The sequence below is a fragment of the Dyella terrae genome (genome assembly GCF_004322705.1).
Lineage (GTDB): Bacteria > Pseudomonadota > Gammaproteobacteria > Xanthomonadales > Rhodanobacteraceae > Dyella_D > Dyella_D terrae.
In genome coordinates, this window is the sequence record NZ_SIZZ01000004.1 from 122,360 (window position 1) to 143,617 (window position 21,258).

Sequence of the window (21,258 nt, forward strand, 5' to 3'; positions counted from 1 at the left end):
GCGTCGTGAGTGACTTGCCCCGCTTCCGAGGCGACGCACTGACCCACTCACAGACTTATCCACACCGACCGTTACATACTTTGCGCATGTCGAACCCAGCCACCGCCACCATTGCCGCCATCGCCTCCGCACCCGGAGCGGCGGGAGTCGGCGTGATTCGTGTGTCGGGGCCCGACGCGCGCGCCATCGCCCGCACTTTGCTCGGCCGCACCCCAAAGCCTCGCTCTGCACATTTCGCGAACTTCAAGGATGCGCATGGCGAGGTGATCGATCAGGGTCTTCTGCTCTATTTCCCTGCGCCGGCCTCCTATACCGGTGAGCATGTCCTGGAACTGCAAGGCCACGGCAGTCCGGTGTTGCTCGATGGGTTGTTGCGCCGCGTTTGCGAGCTGGGTGCGCGCCTGGCGCGACCGGGCGAATTCACCGAGCGCGCCTTTCTCAACGGCAAGATGGATCTGGCGCAGGCCGAAGCGGTGGCAGACCTGATCGCCGCTCGCTCGCAGGCCTCGGCACGTGCCGCGTTGCGCTCCATGGAAGGCGTGTTCTCGCGCAAGGTCGACGAACTGCTGCAAGCCTTGATCATCCTGCGCGTGCATATCGAAGCGGCGATCGATTTCCCCGAAGAAGAGATCGACTTTCTCGCCGACCCCGCCATCACGTTGCAGCTGGATGCCCTGCGCGAAGGCCTGCGCGAGCTGTTGCTCGAAGCGCAACGCGGTGTGCGACTGAACGATGGTTTGCGCGTCGCCATCATCGGGCGTCCGAACGCCGGCAAGTCGAGCCTGCTGAACGCTTTGGCGGGGCATGACCGCGCCATCGTCACCGACATCGCCGGTACCACGCGCGATGTCCTGCGCGAACACGTCAGCCTGGATGGCATCGCCCTCGAACTGGCCGATACCGCGGGATTGCGTGACACTGACGATCCGGTCGAGCGCGAAGGCGTGCGACGCGCACACCACGAACTGACCCGTGCCGACGTCGCCCTGCTGGTGACGGACACCGACCACGCCGATACCGATCTGGCCTTGTTCGCCAACGTCGAGGCGAGCGTCGAGCGCATGGTGGTGGTGAACAAGATCGATCTCGTGGGGGCCACGTCTCACGCACAAATGCGCGACGGCCATTTCTGGTTGTGGCTGTCGGTGCGCAACGGCGACGGCCTCGACACGCTGCGCCAACACCTCAAGCAACTGGCGACGGCAGGCGCCGGCGAAGGCGCCTTCAGCGCCCGCCGTCGCCACGTCGTCGCACTCGAACAGGTCGCCGGACATCTGGAGCGCACTGCCCACGTGCTGGCCGCGACCCGCGCCGGTGAGCTGGCTGCCGAAGAGTTGCGCCACGCGCAGCACGCGCTTGGCGAAATCACCGGTACTTACACCAGTGACGACCTGCTCGGGGCGATCTTCGGTTCGTTCTGCATCGGTAAATGAGTTCGCCGCGATCGCGCGCCAGCGCATCCCGATGAGCGTTCACTGACGCTATCGCATGCGGCGACGTTTCCATGTCACGCCATCGCTCACCGAGCCGCGTCAACGCGATACCATATCCGGCTGATTTAGCGGGATTTCGCGGCAGAAGGCATGCTTTCTCTTTTCTTCGGTGCCTTCGGGCTTTCCACACTCTGGCTGATTCCTCTCCTGTGGCGTGCCGTGCGCATAGCGATCGCGCGCGGCAAACGTGCGCGCGGCGGCGAAGGCACAATTCGCTTCTGGCTGGGCGGACTGGGCGTGCTGATCGGCAGTGCCACGCTGGAAGGCCTGGTCGTCTCTGCCTTCACCGATGACGCCAGCGCGGGCGGCGCGGTGTGCCGTGCCCTGGCCTCCGGATTCAGCGGATTCATGGGCGGCGCACTGACCACGCTGCTCATGCTGATCCTGATCGCCGCGAGCCTGCCCTGGTATGCCGGCAAGCCGCCAGGTGAGTTGTTCGGCGCAGCGGCTGGCCTGGTCGACGTCGTCGAAAGCCTGTTGCTTCGCTTGGGCGGAACACGGCGTGCCTCACGCCACCCTCGCGGCCGTGGCGCGGTGCGCCGCGCCGACCGGCCCGTGCGTGCGCGGCGCTCTGCGCCGACATCGACCGTCACCGAGCCTGCCGCGCCGACGCCGTCCGAGGCGCCCCGTCCGGTCGTGCACGCCGGACAGGTGCGTCGCGCCGCCGAACGCGAGAAGGTGATCCGCGAACCGTGGCTGCAACCCCGGCACGGCTCGCCGGCCACCTCGACGGCGCGCATCGTTCAGCGCGCGATGGCGATGACGGAAGGAACATCGGGGGAGCCGCGCGCGCCGACGATGACACGCACCGCCCCCGGGCCTTCGATTGCTGCCGAACGCGTACCTGCGTTGGCTCGCCACGATGACATGGCAGTGGCCAGCGTGATCCCGACCGTCGCCGCACCGCTCCCGCCGGCGCCTCTCGTTGTCGAGGAGCCCGTGCGCCTCACCCAGCCATCCGTCGTTGCCGATCGACTCGACGCTCCCGTCGACCACTCGCTCGACGACGCCGTGATCCCGCCAGCGACGCATGACACGGCCGACGTCGACGAAGCGGTTGATGAACACGTCGACGAAGCTTTCCTCGAAGAAGCACACGGAGAAGAACAGATCACTGCGAGCACGCAGGCCGACCTGGTCCGTCCGCTTACGGTCCATGCCGTTCGACGCACGGCAGCCAACGAAGAACTGCCGCAAACCGCCCCGCTGCCGCTCGCGACGCCCGTCGCCCCCCGCCAGCGCAGCAACGTCCAGCTTCCGCCCCTCGAACTGCTCGCTCATGCTGGCCCAAGCGATACGCATATCGATGATGCCCAGCTGGCTGAAACCGGCGAGCTCATCGAGCAGCGCCTGCGTGAGTTCAAAGTGCCGGTGACAGTGGTCGGTGCATCGGCGGGCCCGGTCATCACGCGTTTCGAAGTCGAACCGGCGGTCGGCGTGCGTGGCAATCAGATCGTCGCGCTGATGAAGGACCTCGCGCGCGGCCTCGGTCGCACGTCGATTCGCGTGGTCGAAACCATTCCCGGCAAAACCTGCATGGGCCTGGAGCTGCCGAACGAACAGCGCCAGATGATCGCCCTCTCCGAAATCCTCGATTCGGCCGAATACCGTGACGCCGATTCGCTGCTCACGCTGGCGATGGGCAAGGGCATCACCGGCGAACCGGTGGTCGCGGACCTCGCGCGCGCACCGCACATGCTGGTGGCCGGCACCACCGGCTCGGGCAAATCGGTGGCGGTCAACGCCATGATCCTGTCGATGCTCTACAAGGCCACGCCCGACGACGTGCGCATGATCATGATCGACCCGAAGATGCTGGAGCTTTCGGTCTACGAAGGCATCCCGCACCTGCTCGCGCCCGTGGTCACCGACATGAAGCTCGCGGCTAATGCGCTGGCCTGGTGCGTGGCGGAAATGGAAAACCGCTATCGCCTGATGTCTGATCTGCGCGTGCGCAATCTCGCCGGCTACAACCAGAAAGTGCGCGAGGCGCAGGCGTCCGGACGTCCGTTGCTCAACCCCTTCCCCGCGCATCCGGAAGTGCCCGAAACGCTCGACACCATGCCGATGATCGTGGTGGTGATCGATGAGCTGGCCGACCTGATGATGGTCGCGGGCAAGAAGATCGAAGAGCTGATTGCGCGCCTGGCGCAGAAGGCGCGCGCCGCTGGCATTCATTTGATCCTGGCAACCCAGCGCCCTTCGGTCGACGTAATCACCGGCCTGATCAAGGCCAACATACCCACGCGCGTCGCCTTCCAGGTGTCGTCGAAGATCGATTCGCGCACCATTCTCGACCAGATGGGCGCGGAGAGTCTGCTCGGCCAGGGCGACATGCTGTTCCTGCCGCCGGGCACGGGTTATCCACAGCGCATCCACGGCGCTTTTGTCGCCGACGAAGAAGTGCATCGCGTCGTCGCGCATCTCAAGCAGTACGGCGAACCGGATTACCGCGAAGAAATCCTCGCCGGTCCACCCAGCGAAGCGACCGGCGAAGCCGGTGGCGAAGAAGGCGGCGATGCCGAGCTCGATCCGCTTTATGACGAAGCGGCGGCCTTCGTGCTGCGCACGCGTCGCGCATCCATCTCGTTCGTGCAGCGCCAGTTCCGCATCGGCTACAACCGCGCGGCGCGTCTGGTCGAGGCGATGGAGGCAGCGGGCATCGTGTCGTCGATGGGGATCAACGGCCAGCGTGACGTGATCGCGCCCGGCCCGCAGGAATGAAAAAGCGCGGGGCCAGGGATGTGCGCACATCGCAAGGCCCCGCTAACCAACTCAACAACTTGCTTGATCATGGCTAAATGATCATTCCACATCCCAGCGACCGTCCCTTGAGGTCAGATCGGCCGCTTTGCCATCGCGCCCCGCCGAAGCGGGTTTCCCCGGATGACGAAAACAGGCTATCAGCACGGCTTCCTAACGGGGTCGCAACTTGTGGCTAGGAAAAATCCTTACCGAGACATCGAACATCCCTGACATTGTGAAACGGTGTTCACTGTCCGTCTCGCCCGAGCTGCGTCCACTCCAGCTCGAAGCGGGCAAGGTATTTGCGAAGGCGATCCGCATCGTTACTGCTCGCTTTCCGTTCGCGCGACGCGGCGAACAAGAGCCGTCCCGCTTCGGAAAGGCTCCGGCATCGGCGACACACGCGCACCACTTCGCGCAGCTGTGCCTGATCAAACAGGTCGACGTCCTGCAGTCGTTCGCCCAACAGCGCCACCAGCGGATCGTCCGGCGCTTCCTGACGCCAGAGCCGGCGTAGCCGCCCTACTTCCTCGTCGACGGTCTCCACCGTGATGCGTCCTGCGGGCGCCAGGGTCACCATGCGCGTCATGGAGGCGCCCAGGTCGCGGAAATTGCCCCTCCACGTGGCTTCCGGCGATGTCGCGAAGCGGAGATAGCGTTCGCGCGCCTCGCGATTGAATGTCACGCGACGCTGCACGTTGTCGGCCTGGCGCTCGAGCTCGAAATCGATATTCGGTTCAATGTCCTCATGGCGGTCGACCAGGCCGGGCAGGTCGAAGGTCCAGATATTGAGTCGCGCGAAAAGGTCGTCGCGAAAGCGACCCTCCGCCACACGCCGGGCCAGATCGCGATTGGTGCCGGCAATAAGCTGGAAGTCGCTCTCGACTTCCTTGTCGCCACCGACAGGAAGAAAGCGCTTGTCTTCAAGCGCGCGTAGCAGCATCGCCTGTTCGTCGGCACCGAGTTCACCGATTTCGTCGAGGAACAGCAGGCCCTTGTGCGCGCTGCGCAGCAAGCCGGGACGGTCGCCGACGGCACCGGTGTAGGCCCCTCGGACATGGCCGAACAAGGCACTCATCGCGCCATCGCCGCGCAACGTGGCGCAGTTCACTTCCACGAAGCGCCCGCTCAGCTCGTGGCGCGCCTTCTTAAGCTCGAACAGGCGTCGCGCAAGCTGGCTCTTGCCCGCGCCGGTAGGACCCATCAAGAGAATCGGTGCGACGGACCGGCTGCCCACGGTTTCGATCTGCTCGATCATCCGGTTGAACGCGGCGTTGCGCGTGGCGATGCCGCTTTTCAGATGACTGCGATCCTCCGCCTGTTCGCGCTCGAAGCGCTGCGCGAGTCGGTCATAACGCGACAAGTCGAGATCGATGACGCTAAGGCTGCCGGCACTCTCGCCGCTCCCCTGCTTCCGCGGTGGTGCCAACTGCAACAGACGCGCCGGCATACGGCGGCTCTCCGCCATCAGGAACAGGCAGATCTGCGCCACGTGCGTGCCCGTGGTGATCTGCACGAAGTAGTCCTCGTGCTCGAGATCGAACGGATACGCGCGCGCGAAACCGAGCAGCACTTCGTACACCGTTTCGAAATCCCAGGGATCCTCGATATACGTGTCGTGCACGCGCAGCTCGGTTTCGGGCGAAACCTGCGCCAGATCCTTCTGCACCGTGCGTAGCAATTTTCCATAGCGCCGTTCATCGGCGAGCAGGTCGACACGATGGACGAGGAAGTCCTCATGCATGCCCAGCGCCACCGTGGGGCGCCACTTGTCCCAACGGCCGGGGCCGTCGCCGGCGTCCAGCTGGGTGCCGAGGAAGCCAATCACGACTTGGCGCTTCATGCTGATCTCATCGGATAAGAAACGATATCCAAGGATAGAAGAAACACCACGAGGCGTGCGACCCACTCGGCTTGAAGTTCACAATAACTCCATAAAAACAGTGTGTTGTGATCGGTACTGGGAACTTGGCACGCGTCCTGCTCTATCCAGGACAAACGAAGAGCACAGACCGCCTGGCGACGAAGCCCAGGCCCACCACACGGAGCCCGAGGATGAAACGACCCCGTGAGACTCCAGCCGCGACGGACCGCGGCGCGCTACCCCGGCAGGAATAGGCCTGCCGGGGTGGGGAGCAGGAAGCACACCGGCGAACGATGCCACCTCATCGGTCGCCTTATCGCCTCGCCCAGCGAGGTGGACAATGAACACTTGGATGGCGCGCCAACGACAGGACGCGCACAAAGGACACCACGATGGAAACGCGCAACTACAACGTCATCAACGAACCGGGCGCCGCACCGATCAAGCTGTGGACCCGTGGCGTGCCGCTGGAAGACGAAGCGCGACAGCAGTTGATCAATATCGCCAAGCTGCCGTTTATTCACGGCTGGCTGGCGGTGATGCCCGACGTGCACTTGGGCAAGGGCGCGACGGTGGGTTCGGTGGTCCCGACCATCGGCGCGATCGTGCCGGCCGCGGTCGGCGTGGATATCGGCTGCGGCATGATCGCCGCGCGCACCACGCTGGTGGCCAGCGACCTGCCGGATAACCTGGCGCCGATCCGTGCGGCGATCGAGCGCGCCGTGCCGCACGGTCGCACGCTGGGTGCACGCGACAAGGGCGCTTGGAGCATGGCACCGAAGGCGTCGCTGGACGGCTGGTCCGAGTTGGTCGACGACTTCGCGCTGATCACCGACAAGTATCCGAAACTGGCGCGCACCAACAACCTCAATCATCTGGGTACGCTCGGCACGGGCAACCACTTTGTTGAGGTTTGCCTGGACGAAGACCAGCGCGTGTGGTTCATGCTGCACTCGGGCTCGCGCGGCGTGGGCAATGCTATCGGCAACCACTTCATCGAGCTGGCGAAGGAAGACATGCGCCGCTGGATGATCAACCTGCCGGACAAGGACCTCGCGTACTTGCCCGAAGGCAGCGAGCATTACGGTGACTACGTGTTCGCCGTGGACTGGGCGCAGCGCTTCGCCCGCACCAATCGCGCGATCATGATGCAGCATGTCGTGGACGCGGTTCGCAAGGTGATCACCAAGCCGTTCGAGGTGCAGGCCGAAGCGGTGAACTGCCACCACAACTACGTCAACCGCGAGCACCACCTGGGCAAGGATGTGCTGGTGACGCGCAAGGGTGCGGTGAGCGCGCGTCGTGGCGAGTGGGGCATCATTCCGGGCAGCATGGGTACGCGCAGCTACATCGTGCGTGGCCTGGGCAACGAGGAAAGCTTCCACAGTTGCAGCCACGGCGCGGGGCGTGTGATGAGCCGTACCGAGGCGCGCAAGCAGATCACCCTTGAACAGCATCGCGAGGCGACCAAGCACGTCGAATGCCGCAAGGACTATTCGGTGATTGACGAATCGCCGGCTGCGTACAAGCCGATCGAGGCAGTGATGGAAGCGCAGAAGGATCTCGTCGAAATCATGCACACCCTGCGCCAGGTTGTTTGCGTGAAGGGCTGACAGGGAACAGGGGAAACACATGTTGGAGATCGATGGACAGGCCGGCGGTGGGCAGTTGCTGCGCACCGCCCTGGCCCTGAGCCTTTGCACGGGCGAATCGTTTCGCATGGAGCGTATCCGTGCGAAGCGTTCGCGCCCGGGATTGATGCGTCAGCACCTCACCGCCGTGCAGGCCGCGCGTGATGTCGGTTCGGCTCACGTTGAAGGTGCCGAGCCGGGCTCGACGACGCTGGTCTTCGTGCCGGGCCAGGTGCGTGGCGGCGCGTTTCACTGGCCGATTGGAACGGCGGGCTCAACCACCTTGGTGTTGCAGACCGTCTTGCCGGCGCTGTGGCACGCCGGTGTGTCGGCGCAACTTGTGCTCGAAGGTGGCACGCACAATCCGTTGGCGCCGAGCGCTGACTTTCTTGCCGAGAGCTTTCTGCCGTTGATGCATCGCATGGGCTTGAGCGCGGAGCTGGTGCTCGAAAGGCATGGTTTCTATCCAGCGGGCGGCGGGCAGATCCGTCTGGATGTGGGCGAAAGTGAACAGCCAAAGATCATGCATCTGGCTGACCGTGGCGACATACAGCAGCTGTCCGTCACATCACTGGTGTCGCGCATTCCGGGCCGCGTGGGCGAACGCGAGATCGATGCGGTCGTGCGTCGTTTGCCGATTGCGCCGGAGCATTGCCACATCCGTCAGGCAACGACATCACCCGGTCCGGGCAACGCCCTGAGCGTGCGCGTGCAGGCGGAGCATGTCTGTGAGGTGTTCACCGCCTATGGCGAACGCGGCGTGACCGCCGAGCGCGTGGGTGAGATCGTCAGCAGGGAAGCGCTGGCCTATCTGGGCAGTGGGGCAGCGGTGGGCCCGTACCTGGCCGACCAGCTGCTCTTGCCGATGGCGCTGGCCGGTGCAGGCAGCTTCACCACGCAACAGCCGAGCGATCATGCGAAGAGCAATGCAGTGCTGATCGAGAAATTCCTGCCGGTGCAGTTCGACTTTGACGAAATCGGCAAGGACTTCTGGCGCGTCAGCGTCTCGAGCTGACGCGCTGGCGTTGCATTACGAGCGTCCGCCGAGGAACGCGTCGAGTTCCGCGCGGGTGGGCATGCCGCCCTGCGCGCCGAGGCGCGTCACCGACAAGGCGGCCGCGGCGCAGGCCTTGCGCACGGCTTGAGGCAGGCCTTCGTTGAGGAATACGGCAAGGGCGGCATTGAACGTGTCGCCCGCACCCGTGGTATCGACGGCTTCCACCGCGAAACCCTCCTGATGCGCCGGCTCGCCACCATCGCGATACCAGGCGCCTTCGGCGCCGCGCGTGAGCACCACGGGCGCGGGCGCTTTGATCATCAACTCACGGAAGTCGGTGTCGTGCTTCGCACCGAGCAGGATAGCGAGCTCGTGCTGGTTCGGCGTCAGGTAACGCGCCTGCTTGAGCAGGCTTGCCGGCAGCTTTTGCGCGGGCGCCGGGTTGAGGATCACCGGCACGCCCAGGTGATGCCCCAGGCGCAGCGTCGCCTCGACGCTTTCCATCGGAATCTCCATCTGCACCAGCACGGCATCGGCGCGCGCCATCAGGCCCTGCGCCTTTTCCACCTGCGCGGGCGTGACGCGCGCGTTGGCGCCCGGCACCACGATGATGTGGTTTTCACCCTCGGCCACCGTGATCGAGGCCGTGCCACTGCCAACGTCATCGACGCGCACCACATGCGACGTATCGACGTGTTCGCGCTGCAGGCCATCGAGCAGCTGATCGCCGAATGCGTCCTGGCCCAGTGCGCCGACCAGCGCGACCTGCGCACCGAGCCGCGCGGCCGCGACCGCCTGGTTGGCGCCCTTGCCGCCCGGCACCGTGACGAAACGATCGCCCAGGAGGGTCTCGCCCGGTGCGGCGAAGCGTGGGGTCAGGGTGACCAGATCCATGTTGATGCTGCCGACCACGACAATGCGTGCCATGCCGATGCCTTCACGTGTTGCTGAGGAGCGCGAGCATACGTGAAAGCCGAACGCCCGGTGCTTGAAAGCAGCCCGGTCGCCCTGAAATCTCACGGGTTACCGCCCGCAAGGATTCCCCATGATCGAGCTGCATTACTGGCCGACGCCCAACGGCCACAAGATCACTTTGTTCCTCGAAGAGACCGGCACGCCCTACACCATCAAGCCGGTGAACATCGGCAAGGGCGATCAGTTCCAGCCGGCCTTCCTCGCCATTTCCCCGAACAATCGCATGCCAGCCATCGTCGACACCGCGCCGGTCGACGGCGGCGCACCCGTCAGCGTGTTCGAGTCCGGTGCCATCCTGCAGTACCTGGCCGAAAAGACCGGCCAGTACCTCCCGGCCGACGTGCGTGAACGCTTCCGGGTGCTGGAGTGGCTGTATTGGCAGGTCGGCGGCCTGGGGCCCATGCTCGGCCAGAACCATCATTTCAACCGGTATGCCCCGGAAAAAATCCCTTACGCCATTGACCGCTACGTCAACGAAACCCGGCGTCTGTATGGCGTACTGAACAAGCAGCTCGATGGTCGTGAATTCATCACCGGAAACAACTACACCATCGCCGACATGGCCGCGTATCCGTGGATCGTCCCGCATGAAGCCCAGGGCATGTCGCTGGCGGACTTCCCGCATCTCAAGCGCTGGTTCGAGGCGATTGCCGCGCGCCCGGCGACGCAGCGTGCCTACGCCATTGGCGACACGATCAAGGATAAATTCGACCTGACCCAGGACGAGGCGGCGCGGAAGGTGTTGTTCGGGCAACGGTGAGGTCGCGCCTGTGGCGCTGTAAACGGTGAACGGTAAGAGCCAAAGCGCAGCACATACGGCCTTTGCTCTTACCGTTCACCGTTTACAGCCCGCGCAGCGGGCGCTTTAACCGGGCGCATCAGCGCCCACCCCCGGGGCGCGCGCTCACATCGTATGTCCTCGCGTACCCTTCCATGCGCGCCCCCATCGCGGTTAAATCGCAGCGTTTTCCGCACGACGCAGTCCAAGGAAGCCGCATGCGTACTCTTCTTTTTGCCGCCCTGATCACGGTGGCCGCTCCTGCCATGGCCGACAAGCTCACCATCGAACGCATCTACGACGGCGGCAATCTCGCCGGTCCCGCCCCGCGTGGACTGCAGATTTCGCCGGATGGATCGCGCATCACCTTCCTGCGCGCGCGCGCTGACGATCAGTTCCAGCTGGATCTTTGGGAGTACCGGCCCAGGGACAACAGCACGCATCTGCTGGTGGATTCGCGCAAGCTCGATCCGCAGGGCGAGGAGTTGTCCGACGCCGAGAAGGCGCGTCGTGAGCGCGCCCGCACCGCGGGCCTTCGCGGCATCGTCAGCTACCAGTGGTCGCCGGATGGCAAGCAGTTGCTGATTCCCCTCGGCGGCAAGCTGTACCTCTATGACGTAGCCGCCGCGCATCCGACGGCGCGCGTGCTGGATACCGGCGGCGACGTGGTGGATCCGAAGATCTCGCCCAAGGGTCATTTCGTTTCGTACCTGCGTGACCAGAACCTGTGGGTGCTGGACCTGGCGACGGGCGAAAACCGCCAGCTGACCCACGATGGCGGCGGCACGGTGCACAACGCCGAAGCCGAATTCGTGGCCCAGGAAGAAATGGATCGCAGCGAAGGTTACTGGTGGGCGCCGGATGACAGCGCCATCGCCTTCGAGCGCTTCGACGAGGCCAGGGTGCCGGTGATCAAGCGCACCGAGGTGTATGCCGATCGCACCGAGGTGATCGACCAGCGCTATCCTGGCGCGGGCGAAAACAACGTCGCCGTGAAGCTTGGCCTGGTGTCGCCGGCAGGTGGCCAGGCGCGCTGGGTCGACCTGGGCAAGGACCAGGACATCTACCTGGTACGCGTGAAGTGGCTGCCGGACAGCAAGCAGCTGACCTACCAGCGCATGCCGCGCAGCCAGCAGAAGCTCGACCTCCGGCTGGTCGATGCGAAGACGCTGACGCAGCGCACCTTGCTGACCGAAACCAGCAACACCTGGATCAACCTCAACGACGACCTGCAATTCCTCAAGGACGGCAAGAGCTTTGTCTGGGGTAGCGAGCGCAGCGGATACCACCATCTGTATCTGTACGGCATCGACGGCAAGCTGCGTCATCCGATCACCCAGGGCGACTGGCAGATCGACGGCCTGCTGGCGCTGGACGAGCACACCGGCACCGCCTTCTTCAGCTCCAACCGCGAGTTCGTTCCCGATCGCCAGGTTTACGCGGCCAAGCTCGATGGCGCCAACGCGGCCGCACCGCTGCGCGTGACGCAGGGGCCGGGCACGCACATGGTGGAATTCGCGCCCAATGCGTCGTTCTATCTCGACACCTACTCGAGCATCGACATCCCGCCGCAGGTCAGCGTGCACAAGCCCGACGGCACGTTCGTCAGCTGGATCGAACAGAACAAGCTCGATGAAAACCATCCGTTCTGGCCCTATCGCACCAGCGTCAGCAAGCCGGAATTCGGCACGCTGCGTTCGGCGGATGGGCAGACCCTCTACTACCGCATCTACAAGCCGGTGGGTTTCGACCCGACGAAGAAGTACCCGGTCTTCGACACCTACTACGGCGGCCCGCATGCGCAGGTGGTGGCAAACACCTGGGGTGATTATTTCAATGAGTACATGGCTAGCCAGGGCTATGTGGTGTTCACGCTCGACAACCGCGGCATGGCCCGTCGCGGCCGTAAGTTCGAGGACGCGATCTACCAGCAGACCGGTGCGGCCGAAGTCGACGACCAGCTCGTCGGCATTCAATGGCTGAAGGCGCAACCCTGGGTCGATGGCCGCCGCATCGGCGTTTTCGGCTGGAGCTACGGCGGCTACATGACCACCATGATGCTGTCCAAGGCGTCCGACCAGATCGCCGGCGGCGTGGCCGTGGCGCCGGTGACCGACTGGCACCTCTACGACACCTTCTACACCGAGCGTTATCTTGGTCGACCGCAGGACAACGATGCTGGCTATACGCGCAGCTCGCCGTTTGCCTGGCTCGATGGCCTGACCAGCAAGCTCTACCTCGTGCACGGCATGGCCGACGACAACGTGCTGTTCGTCAATTCGACGAAGCTGATGGCGGAGCTGCAGAGGCGCGGCACGCAGTTCCAGTTCATGGCGTATCCCGGCGCCAAGCACGGCCTCAACCTGCCGGGCCAGCGTACGCACGTGTATCACCTGATCCAGAACTTCTTCGATCGCGAGATCAAGAATGCGCCGATGCCGTCGCCGAAGGCAGCGCCCGCACCGGCAGCCTCCGCGGGTAAATCCGGCGGCTGACGCCGCCTGTCAGGTCGCTCTCGCTGCGCGTCGCTGTGAATGGTGAATAGGAAGAGCAGGCTCAGGAGCTCCTCAGTCCGGCTTTTCCTATTCACTATTCACAGGCGGCATCCGCCGCCGGCATGACAGGGCGCGCAGCGCCCGCCCCCGCGCCACGCAAAAGAAAACCCGCCAGCGCGAACTGGCGGGTTTGATCTTCGGTAACGCTTGAAGCGAACCGCTTACGGCGCGGTACCCACGCCCGTATCGCCCTGTTCCAGCGGCGGCGGTGTGCCGGCGACGGCAAGCAGCGACGTCGCGTAACCGTCCTCAATGCTGATCGTCGAGACTTCGTCCCAGGAGAAGAACGACGCCTCGCGCAGCCACTCGGCGTCAGGGCTGATTTCCTGCATGTGGAAACCGTCGTCTTCCACCGCGATCAACTTGCCGATGTAGCAGACTTCCGCTTCGTCCTCGCTGTCCACGTGCACGCCGATCACCGGCGATTGGCGAGCGGCGGCCTGCACGACTTCGCGGATGTCATCCAGCGGGAAGCCACGCGGCGGGCGCGGGAGGATGTGCTTGAGGGCCAGCGCCTTCTCCATGAAGGGCGCGTGCTTGTCCGGCGCTTCCAGTTCGGAAATGTCGCGGTGCCGCATGATGTACATACCGTCGTAGGTAATCGAATCGCCCACGACCCACAACAAGAAAAACTCGCGACCGACGCCGCCGACATAGCCGCAGAAGCTGCCGTGTTCGAGTTCACTTCGCCACAGGCGGATCAGCTGTTGCTGCTGCTGCGCTTCACGCAGCTGGGCACGCTGGCCAGTGGTCTTTAGCTCAATGATGTTTCCCATACCGCAAATTTTACCAGTCGGGGTCGTGCCCCATGTTTACAGGATGTAACGGCTCAAATCCTCGTCCTTGACCAGGCTGCCGAGGTTTTTATCGACATATTCGGCGTCGATCACATATTTTTCGCCGGATTTGTCAGCCGCTTCGAAGGAGATCTTCTCCAGCAGGCGCTCCATCACCGTGTGAAGACGGCGTGCACCGATGTTTTCCGTGCGCTCGTTTACCTGGAACGCCACTTCAGCCAGGCGATCGATGCCCGTTTCCGTGAATTCGATACCCACGCCCTCGGTGCCGAGCAAGGCAACATACTGTTTTGTAAGCGCATTGTGCGGCTCGCGCAGGATGCGGCCGAAGTCCCCGACCGACAGTGCCGACAGCTCGACGCGGATCGGCAGGCGACCCTGCAACTCCGGAATCAGGTCCGAGGGCTTGGCCAGCGAGAACGCGCCCGAGGCGATGAACAGCATGTGGTCGGTCTTGATCGGGCCGTACTTGGTGGACACGGTAGAGCCTTCCACCAGGGGCAGCAGGTCGCGCTGCACGCCTTCGCGACTCACCCCCGCACCGCCCCATTCCGAGCGCTGGGCAATCTTGTCGATTTCGTCGATGAACACGATGCCGTTCTGCTCGGCGGCGAACACCGACTGCGAGCGGATGTCGTCATCATTGAGAAGCTTGGCGGCTTCTTCGTCGACCAGCAGCGGGCGCGCCAGCTTGATCGCCAGCTTGCGCTTCTGCTGCTTCGCACCACCCAGGTTCTGGAACATCTGGCGCAACTGCTGGCCCATTTCTTCCATGCCCGGCGGCGACATGATTTCCACGCCGACATTCATGGCGAAATCCAGCTCGATCTCGCGATCGTCCAGCTCACCATCGCGCAGCTGGCGACGCAGCTTCTGGCGCGTGTCGTTGTCGATGGCCGGTGCCGGATCCTGGGTCCAGTCGGTCGGCGACTGGCGACGCGGCAGCAGCGCATCAAGGATGCGATCTTCGGCACGGTCTTCCGCCTGCGTGCGCACGCGCTTCATGGCCTGCTCGCGCGTGAGCTTGTAGGACACGTCGGCCAGGTCGCGCACGATGGATTCCACGTCCTTGCCGACGTAACCGACCTCGGTGAACTTGGTCGCTTCGACCTTGACGAACGGCGCGTTCGCCAGCGACGCGAGGCGACGGGCGATCTCCGTCTTACCCACGCCGGTGGGACCGATCATGAGAATGTTCTTGGGCGTCACTTCATCGCGCAGGCCCTGATCCAGCTGCATGCGGCGCCAGCGGTTACGCAGCGCGATCGCGACGGCGCGCTTGGCGTCGTGCTGGCCGATGATGAAGCGGTCGAGTTCGTTGACGATTTCGCGGGGAGTCAGTTCAGACATGGGAGCAGCCGTGAGAAGTGGGGACGCAGGAAGTGAGAGGGGCCAGCAAAGGCGCGACTCACAGCTCTTCGATCGTCGTGTTGTGATTGGTGTAGATGCAGATGTCGCCGGCGATCTTCAACGCCTTCTCGACGATGGTACGGGCATCCATCTCGGTGTTTTCCATCAGCGCGAGCGCGGCCGATTGCGCGTAGGGGCCGCCGGAACCGATGGCAATCAGGCCGTGTTCGGGTTCAAGGACGTCGCCATTGCCGGAGATAAGCAGCGATGCATCCTTGTCGGCGACGGCGAGCATCGCTTCAAGGCGGCCCAGGCGGCGATCGGTACGCCATTCCTTGGCCATCTCCACCGCGGCGCGGGTGAGGTTGCCGCTGTGCTTGATGAGCTTTTCCTCGAACAGCTCGAACAAGGTGAAGGCATCGGCCGTGGCGCCGGCGAAACCGGCCAGCACGTCGCCCTTGCCCAGGCGGCGGATCTTGCGCGCGTTCGCCTTCATCACCGTGTTGCCCAGGGTGACCTGACCGTCGCCGCCGATGACGACACGGCCGTTGCGACGAACGGAAACGATGGTGGTGGCGTGGAACGATTCCATGGAGGGAAGCCTGCGTGTTCGGAGCCTCTGAATGTGGGGAGAAAGGGGCAAAAGCCAAGGGAAGAACCCTCAACCGGCCCATCGGGACACCCCTGCAGGCGACCGTTTCAGACGTAACCAATGCGATAAGACGCTGTTTCGCAGGAAGTTGCTGCGTCGCGCCATAAAACGGTGTCTTCTTTCGATTGACACAGCCCCGCGACAGGTTCTTTACTCGGGCGCTGAGGGGTAGTTCCGTCAGAGTTCTCTGACGGCAGGCGAGAAGGAAGGGATGGGCCCTGGGGACGTAGCGCGAGGGTGCTACGTAGGCCGATCCATCGCCGCATCAATCTGGCTGCTGTGCCTTTTTTTTGTGACGTAGATTTAGATCGATCCATTGTTCACATGTCTGAATGTGGATCGATTTAGACGACGACATAGCCGGTGTGAACCGGTCGGTCGAGCTGGCTTCTGAATTTGGATCGATCCAAATCAGTGACACGCGACCAAAGGCGACAAGCCAGCGCGATGCGTTCCCGCCCGTGACGCCCCTCGTATGCGGATGCCAGTCGTGCCGGCGTCCGGTTTCGGCCTTCAAAGGCCTTATCGGGGAGATCACAAGCATGTCGAGCAAGAGCAGTCGTTGGTTGGCCCACCCGTGGCGCATGAGCGCCCTGGCCGTGGCGCTCGGTTCCTGCCTCGCGGGCAACGCGCTCGCACAGTCCAATGCCTCCGGTGCCATCTTCGGTCGCGTCGACGCGGCCCAGGGCACCGTGGTGCATATCGAAAATCCGCAGACCGGCGTCAGCCGCGACGTGAGCGTGGCCGACGACGGCCGCTATCGCGCGCCGTCGCTGCCGGTGGGCGTCTACAAAGTCACGGTGATGCGTGACGGCCAGGTGGTTGATACGCGCGATACGGTGCAGGTCAATATCGGTACCAGCACCGAGGTGTCCTTCTCGGCCGCGGCAGCGAGCTCGGCCAAGTCGCTTGAAGGCGTCAACGTGGTGGCCAGCGCGATCCCGTCGATCGACGTGTCGTCGGTCGATACGCGCACCGTGCTCAACTCCGATCAGCTGCAACGCCTGCCGCTGCCGCAGAGCGTGAATGCCGCCGTGCTGCTGGCGCCAGGCGCGGTCAATGCCGATGCGCGTTACGGCAACGCCGTGTCGCTGGGCGGCTCGTCGGCTGCGGAGAACCAGTACTACGTCAACGGCTTTCCGGTGACCAACCCGCTGACGGGCCTGGGCGCGACCCAGCTGCCGTTCAACGCCATCGACCAGGAACAGGTTTTCACCGGCGGCTATGGCGCGGAATACGGCCGCTCCACCGGCGGCGTGGTCGCCCTCGTCACCAAGCGCGGCACCAACCAGTGGCAAGGCGGCGCACAGGTGCTCTACACGCCGGCGGGCCTGCGTGAAACCGAACAGGCCACCTATCGCCCGGGCGACGGCGCGCAGATCACCGGTCGCGACAAGCACTCGGCGAAGCTGTGGGAGACGACATACAGCGCTTACATCGGCGGCCCGCTGATCAAGGACAAGCTGTTCTTCTTCGGTTCGGCCGAACAGATCAAATCCGAAAACAACACCTACACCCTCGGCACCAACGTCACGCGCTCGTACAACACCAACGAAACGCACCGCTGGCTGGGCAAGATCGACTGGAACATCACCGACAGCCACATCCTGGAATTCACCGGGATGAGCGACACCGCCTCGACGTACGCCGACCAGTATGTCTACGACGGCGTGCACGACATCCAGTACAACAAGAAAGGCTGGCGCAGTCAGAAGAACCAGGGCACGGCCGGCTCCTCGCCGGGCGGCCAGGTTTATATCGCGCAGTACACCGGCTACGTCGGCGATCTGACGATCGACGCCCTGTACGGCAAGGAACACACCGACCACGTCGACATCACCTCGGGCTCGGACTGCATCTACTTCCAGGACAACCGCGACAGCGTGGCACCGTCGCAGCGCCTGCAGGGCTGCAACATTTCCAGCGGCATCGCGGCGCCGGGCGCGTACGACGAAACCAACGGCTGGCACCTCAACCTCAGCTATCGCCTGGGCAACCACGACTTGCGCGCCGGCGTCGACCACTACCGCGTGGAATCGCTCAACGGTTCGGATACCTCCGGCGGCGTGGGTTGGTTCTACTTCGACAACCCGCCCAGCGGCGTGATCGAATCGCGCGGAAATCTCCCGGTGCCGGCCGGCCATACGGGCATCGTCGAGCGCTACGTGTTCCGCGCCATCGGCCAGGCCAAGGTGGAACAGGAAGCCCAGTACCTCGAAGACAACTGGCAGATCTCCGATCGCTGGCTGGCGCGCATCGGCCTGCGCAACGAGCAGTTCTCCAACCTCAACGCCGATGACGAAGTCTTCGCCAAGCAGCGTCACCAGCTGGCGCCGCGACTGGGCGTGTCCTGGGATGTGCTCGGCGATTCGAGCCTGAAGGTTTACGCCAACGCCGGCCGCTACCATCTGGCGATTCCGAACAACGTCGCCGTGCGCGGCGCCTCCGGTTCGCTGTACGAAACGCAGTGGGGCACCTTCGATGGTGCGCCGAACACCAACGGCACGCCGCCGAACTGGACGCCGATCGAAAACACCGTCTACGCCAATGGTGCCGACGGCACGCCGCCTGATCCGCGCTCGATTTCCGCGCGCAACCTCAAGGCGTACTACCAGGACGAGTTCATCCTCGGTTTCGACAAGCAGCTGAGCACCAGCTGGACGCTCGGCGCGAAAGTCCGCTACCGCAAGCTGCGCAGCATCATCGACGACTGGTGCGATGATCGTCCGTTCGTGAAATGGGCGGCCGATCACGGCGTCGACTACGCCGATCCGTCGCCGACCTGCTACATCATCAATCCGGGTGCGTCCAACCGCTTCGCCGTGGATCTCGACGGTGACGGCAAGCTCGAAGACATCCGTCTGAGCGCGAACGACATCGGCCTGCCCGAAGCCAAGCGCAAGTACTACGCTCTGGATGCGTACCTCGAGCACCGCTTCGACAACAAGTGGTACGGCCGCCTCGACTACACCTTCTCGCGCAGCTACGGCAACTCCGAAGGCCTGCTGAAATCCGACATCGGCCAGCTCGATCCGTCGGTGACGCAGGACTGGGATCACAAGGAGCTGATGATCGGTTCCAACGGTCCGGAAGCGAACGACCGCACGCATCAGATCCGCGCCTACGGCTACTACCAGATCACCGACGAGTGGCTGGCCAGCGCGAACATCCTGATCCAGTCCGGCCGTCCGAAGAACTGCATCGGCGTGTATCCGGGCGACATCCCGTCGGAAATCAACTACGGCAACTCGTACTTCTACTGCAAGGGCCAGCTGACCGCGCGCGGCAGCCAGGGTCGCCTGCCGTGGCAGTACCGCCTGGACCTTGGCGTGCAGTACCGCCCGGCGTTCGCCAACCACAACCTGGCCTTCACCATGACGGTCGTGAACGTGTTCAACAAGCAGACCGTGTTGAGCATGAACGAGCTGGGTGAAACCGGTAGCGGCGCACCCAACCTGAGCTACTCGCAGCCGCTGTCGTACCAGACCCCGCGCTACTTCCAGTTCGGCGTCCGCTACGACTTCCAGATGTAAAACGAAGGACCACGCGGCGGGAGTCGCCGCTTCATCTCCCCGTTGCCGCCGGTGGCTCCCCCTCCGGCGGCTTTTTTTTAGCGGAGGGGTCGCGCCTGCGGCGCTGTGAACGGTGAACAGTGAACAGAAAAAGCGGGGTCGGAGGTATCCGTCAGGTCGCTCTTACCCGTTTACCGTTCACAGCGCCGCAGGCGCGACCCTCCCTGGGCGCACCGCGCCCTCACTTCTTCCGGGCGCGAGGATGGGCGGCGTCGTACACCTTCGCCAGATGCTGGAAGTCGAGGTGCGTGTAGATCTGCGTGGTGGCGATGTCGGCGTGGCCGAGCAACTCCTGCACCGCGCGCAGATCACCCGACGATTCAAGCATGTGACTGGCGAACGTATGCCGCAGCAGATGCGGGTGCACCCGCTTGGCAAAACCCTGCTGCAGAGCGAGCGTCTTCAAGCGTGCCTGTACGGTGCGGGGACTGATCGGCGCGCCACCGCGACCACGGAAGACCGGCGAGTCCGGCGCCATGCCCTCGGCCGCGCCATGCGTGCGCAGGGCGGTGATCGCATGGCGACCCACGGGCACGATGCGCGTCTTGTTGCCCTTGCCGAGGACGCGCACTTCGCCGTTGTCCAGGTCCAGGTCCATCCAGCGCAGGCCGATCAGTTCGGACAGGCGCAGGCCGGACGAATAGAAAAGCTCAAGCATCGCGCGATCACGCAGGGTGAGCGCGCCACCGCTGTCGCTTTCCACCAGCGTCGTGGCTTCGTCGACATCGAGGACTTCGGGCAGCTTGCGATGCACTTTGGGACCGCGCACGCCGGCCACCGGATCGTGCTCCATCACGCCTTCGCGCCGCAGCTGGCGAAACAGGCTGCGACAGGAGGACAACAGGCGCTGCAGACTCTTGGGTGACAGGCCGCCACGATGTTCGGCGGCGACAAAGTGGCGCATGCGGTGCGCGTCCAGATCGGTGAGCGCAGCAACCTGCTGCGATTCCATCCAGCGCAGCAGCTTGTCCAGGTCGCGTCGGTAGCCATCGATGGTGTGCGGCGAGGCTTTGCGTTCGCTCGCCAGGCGCGTCAGCCAGGCTTGCACCTGAGCGCGCGCATCCACCTCAGGCGCCGTCCTGCGACCGCAACAGGGCAGCCGTCACGGTCGCGGCAATCATCTTCAGGAACAGCGTGCCCATGCCCGGCTGGAAATGGTCGACGTCGCCGCTGCCGATGGCCAGGATGCCCAGTTCACCCAATGGCATCAGCGCTGATGACTGGACTTCCGGCGCATGGTCGCCGAACAGCCGGTACAGACGTTCGGCCGACAGGCGTCCCGCGATGGGCTCGTGGTGCGCCAGGAAATCCGCGAACTCCGGCAACTCGGCGCGGCCGCCCGGCACCTGCACGAGCCAGTCCGCTGGCGGCAACGTTGCCGGGCCGAACATCAGCAGGCGCACCTGGTCGGTCTTGAAGTCTTCGGACAACTTGGCGATCACGCTGCGCGCGGCCAGTGCCGGCGTGCTCGCGCGCAGTACGGTGACGTTGAGGTCATGTACGCGCTGCATCAGCTTTTCGTTCTCGGCCGCAATGACGGTCAGCTCCGCCAGGCGCCGTTCCAGCTCACCGTTCTTGTCGCGCAGGTTCTGCAACTGATACACCGCCAACGATGCAACCGGGCCTTGTTCGCGCGGCAAGGTCAGCTGGGCGGCAAGGTCCGGGAAGTCGTTGAGGAATTCCGGGTGGCGACGCAGATACGCCGCGACGTCCTTGGCCTGGAGCGTGTCATCGAGTGCAGTGTCGGTCATGCGCTTCGTACCTCGGTGGGGCGGTATCACACGGGTGCTGGGGGCGAGGGTACTGCATGTGCGCCACCTTGCGGGTGGGGCCGCTCGCTTTGCTCGCT

General features: G+C 64.2%; 14 protein-coding genes. 7 read left to right on the plus strand and 7 right to left on the minus strand.

Annotated features, from left to right (window positions below; translation table 11 throughout):
* Positions 1 to 86: 86 nt before the first annotated feature.
* Both mnmE and EYV96_RS17970 read left to right on the plus strand, forming a co-directional pair.
* A complete protein-coding gene (gene mnmE / locus EYV96_RS17965; protein ID WP_131152971.1) occupies positions 87 to 1,433 on the plus strand; it encodes a tRNA uridine-5-carboxymethylaminomethyl(34) synthesis GTPase MnmE in 1,347 nt (448 codons plus the stop codon).
* A gap of 150 nt (positions 1,434 to 1,583) precedes the next feature.
* Complete coding sequence (locus EYV96_RS17970) at positions 1,584 to 4,217, plus strand: DNA translocase FtsK (protein ID WP_131152972.1); 2,634 nt, start codon at positions 1,584 to 1,586, stop codon at positions 4,215 to 4,217.
* 268 nt (positions 4,218 to 4,485) lie between these two features.
* Here the strand turns inward: EYV96_RS17970 and rtcR are convergent, their stop codons facing one another.
* Complete coding sequence (gene rtcR, locus EYV96_RS17975; protein ID WP_131152973.1) at positions 4,486 to 6,081, minus strand: RNA repair transcriptional activator RtcR; 1,596 nt, start codon at positions 6,079 to 6,081, stop codon at positions 4,486 to 4,488.
* A 413-nt stretch (positions 6,082 to 6,494) separates the two neighbouring features.
* Here rtcR and EYV96_RS17980 point away from each other — a divergent pair, with 413 nt between their 5' ends.
* Entirely contained in the window at positions 6,495 to 7,715 is a 1,221-nt protein-coding gene (locus EYV96_RS17980; RefSeq protein WP_131152974.1) for an RtcB family protein, read from the plus strand.
* Between the two features lie 19 nt (positions 7,716 to 7,734).
* Positions 7,735 to 8,748: an RNA 3'-terminal phosphate cyclase gene (rtcA, locus tag EYV96_RS17985; RefSeq protein ID WP_131152975.1), complete on the plus strand. Its 1,014-nt coding sequence runs from the start codon at positions 7,735 to 7,737 to the stop codon at positions 8,746 to 8,748.
* Positions 8,749 to 8,763: 15 nt separating this feature from the next.
* Here the strand turns inward: rtcA and rbsK are convergent, their stop codons facing one another.
* Entirely contained in the window at positions 8,764 to 9,657 is an 894-nt protein-coding gene (gene rbsK / locus EYV96_RS17990; RefSeq protein WP_131152976.1) for a ribokinase, read from the minus strand.
* 118 nt (positions 9,658 to 9,775) lie between these two features.
* Here rbsK and EYV96_RS17995 point away from each other — a divergent pair, with 118 nt between their 5' ends.
* Positions 9,776 to 10,465 carry a glutathione binding-like protein gene (locus tag EYV96_RS17995; protein WP_131152977.1) on the plus strand — a complete coding sequence of 230 codons (690 nt, stop codon included), beginning with the start codon at positions 9,776 to 9,778 and terminating at the stop codon, positions 10,463 to 10,465.
* A gap of 236 nt (positions 10,466 to 10,701) precedes the next feature.
* Complete coding sequence (locus EYV96_RS18000; RefSeq protein ID WP_131152978.1) at positions 10,702 to 12,978, plus strand: S9 family peptidase; 2,277 nt, start codon at positions 10,702 to 10,704, stop codon at positions 12,976 to 12,978.
* A 221-nt stretch (positions 12,979 to 13,199) separates the two neighbouring features.
* Here EYV96_RS18000 and EYV96_RS18005 read toward each other — a convergent pair whose 3' ends face one another.
* The 3 genes from EYV96_RS18005 to hslV are packed head-to-tail and all read right to left on the minus strand — an operon-like array spanning position 13,200 to position 15,777.
* Complete coding sequence (locus tag EYV96_RS18005; RefSeq protein WP_131152979.1) at positions 13,200 to 13,814, minus strand: hypothetical protein; 615 nt, start codon at positions 13,812 to 13,814, stop codon at positions 13,200 to 13,202.
* Between the two features lie 36 nt (positions 13,815 to 13,850).
* Entirely contained in the window at positions 13,851 to 15,185 is a 1,335-nt protein-coding gene (gene hslU, locus EYV96_RS18010) for an ATP-dependent protease ATPase subunit HslU (protein WP_131152980.1), read from the minus strand.
* A 58-nt stretch (positions 15,186 to 15,243) separates the two neighbouring features.
* Entirely contained in the window at positions 15,244 to 15,777 is a 534-nt protein-coding gene (hslV, locus tag EYV96_RS18015) for an ATP-dependent protease subunit HslV (RefSeq protein ID WP_131152981.1), read from the minus strand.
* A gap of 602 nt (positions 15,778 to 16,379) precedes the next feature.
* Between hslV and EYV96_RS18020 the strand changes: the two genes are divergently transcribed.
* Positions 16,380 to 19,370 (plus strand): TonB-dependent receptor, encoded by a 2,991-nt coding sequence (locus tag EYV96_RS18020; protein WP_165488732.1) that lies wholly within the window; start codon positions 16,380 to 16,382, stop codon positions 19,368 to 19,370.
* A gap of 220 nt (positions 19,371 to 19,590) precedes the next feature.
* On the opposite strand, the gene xerC is transcribed toward EYV96_RS18020, so the two are convergent.
* The gene (gene xerC / locus EYV96_RS18025) at positions 19,591 to 20,475 is read right to left on the minus strand and encodes a tyrosine recombinase XerC (RefSeq protein ID WP_131152983.1); all 885 of its coding nucleotides are present in this window, start codon (positions 20,473 to 20,475) and stop codon (positions 19,591 to 19,593) included.
* 1 nt (position 20,476) lies between these two features.
* Entirely contained in the window at positions 20,477 to 21,160 is a 684-nt protein-coding gene (locus tag EYV96_RS18030) for a DUF484 family protein (RefSeq protein ID WP_131152984.1), read from the minus strand.
* Positions 21,161 to 21,258 lie beyond the last annotated feature (98 nt).